We start from the raw sequence: 1,301 nt of genomic DNA on the forward strand, positions 1-1,301 counted from the left end.
TGAAGCGCCCTGGGTTTCGTTCCGAGGTCAGGACGCAACGGGCGCTACGTCGTGGTCGTGAGTGTAGGCTACTTCGACCTCCGCGGGCGTGAGGTAGCCGAGGGCCTCGTGCAGACGGACGGTGTTCCACCAGTGCACCCACCCCATCGTGGCCAGTTCCACCGCCTCGGTGGACTCCCACACACGTTTCGCGTGGATGAGTTCGGCTTTGTAGAGCCCGTTGACCGTCTCGGCCAGGGCGTTGTCGTAGGAATCCCCGACCGTGCCCACCGAGGCGCTCACTCCGGCGGCGATCAACGCATCCGAGTAGGCCAGACTGACGTACTGGCTACCCCGGTCGCTGTGGTGTACCAGGCCCTGTCGGCCGCGGCTGGCACCGGTGTTCAGCAGGGCATGTTCCAGGGCCAGTAACGGCAACCCCACGGTGTGCAGCGAGGCAGAGACTGCCCAGCCCACGATTTTTCGGGTGAACACGTCGGTGACGAACGCTGTGTAGCAGAACCCGCCCAGGGACCTGACGTAGGTGATGTCAGCGACCCACAACTGATGCGGCCTCTCGGCGGTGAAGTGCCGTTTCACGAGGTCAGGGCGGTGGTCAGGCTCACCGGCAGGGCGCGTGGTGACGGGCTTGCGACCACGTCGGACGCCCTGCAGGGCGGCGGCACGCATGAGCCGAGCGACCTGATCACGGCCGATCTCCCAGCCGGCGCGGGCCATCGCGTGGTGCATCTTCCGCACCCCGTAGACCGAGTAGTTCTCCGCGTGGATCCGCTTGAGTTCCTCGGTGAGGATTTTGTCTCGCAGTGCCCTCGCGGACGCGGGGCGCTGCTTCGCGGCACGGTAGCCGCGGGAGGTGATGAACCCACATCCCGTCGCACTCAGTGTGCGGCAGATGGCCTCGACCCCGAACTGATCGCGGTGCATATCGATGAACCGGATCATCTCGTCGTGGGGCGGTCGAGTTCCGCTGCGAAAAAAGCCGAGGCGGCTTTGAGAATCTCATTGGCTCGGCGGGCTTCGGCGAGTTCGCGTTTGAGGCGCTTGTTCTCCTGCTGCAGGTCCTCTCCGGCGGGTATCTGCTCGATCTCATGGCCGTGGCGGTTGCACCACATCCGCAAGGTCTCCTCCCCGACGCCAAGCTGTGGGGCCACGGCCCGGATGGAATGCGAGCGTGGGCCGCCCTGCGCGGCCTGGCGTTCCAGGACCATCCGCACGGCGCGCTCACGCAACTCGGGGCTGAACTTCTTGGGCATGTTCCGATTCTCCTTCAGTTGGATCGGAACGAAACCCAGGGCGCTTCA

Annotated in this window: 1 protein-coding gene and 1 other annotated feature; the gene reads right to left on the minus strand. The window is 65.4% G+C overall.

All coding sequences use genetic code 11. The annotated features are described in order from the left end of the window. Positions 1–27: 27 nt before the first annotated feature. Positions 28–1,253 (minus strand): IS3 family transposase gene (locus RF646_RS13265; protein WP_121544301.1). Its coding sequence is split into 2 segments (ribosomal slippage): positions 28–980 and positions 980–1,253, totalling 1,227 coding nucleotides; the frame shifts between segments, so codons are not numbered across the junction. After that, positions 871–981 (minus strand) — a sequence feature (AL1L pseudoknot). (Overlaps the previous gene by 111 nt.) Positions 1,254–1,301: the final 48 nt, after the last annotated feature.

The organism is Kocuria sp. CPCC 205261 (assembly GCF_040981025.1).
In the GTDB taxonomy this organism is placed as follows: Bacteria; Actinomycetota; Actinomycetes; order Actinomycetales; family Micrococcaceae; genus Kocuria; species Kocuria marina.